This window comes from Streptomyces sp. BE303 (assembly GCF_036290945.1).
Classification (GTDB): Bacteria; Actinomycetota; Actinomycetes; order Streptomycetales; family Streptomycetaceae; genus Kitasatospora.
Genome location: NZ_JAQYWZ010000064.1, coordinates 1 through 267, shown reverse-complemented (window position 1 = coordinate 267; position 267 = coordinate 1). Strand labels below are relative to the sequence as shown.

The 267-nt window shown below is 56.9% G+C and carries 1 rRNA gene; it reads right to left on the bottom strand.

The features are described from left to right. Positions 1-214: 214 nt before the first annotated feature. Positions 215-267: ribosomal RNA gene (locus PUR56_RS00235) — 16S ribosomal RNA — on the bottom strand; the annotation flags it as partial.

Sequence of the window (267 nt, the reverse complement as noted above, 5' to 3'; positions counted from 1 at the left end):
GGACCGCCTCGCATGAGACCGGCAGTACTGAAGAAACAGACCATACGGCCGTTCCCTCAGGACCCAACAACGTGCCCAACACACCCGATCAACAATCCGTCTTCCACGCCGAAGCAGTACTAACGAATGCCAACCCAGTGTGCCGAATAGTCAACGTTCCACCCATGAGCGACCGTGCAGAACATTCGCCTGCAAGCGGCCATGTGCTCCTTAGAAAGGAGGTGATCCAGCCGCACCTTCCGGTACGGCTACCTTGTTACGACTTCG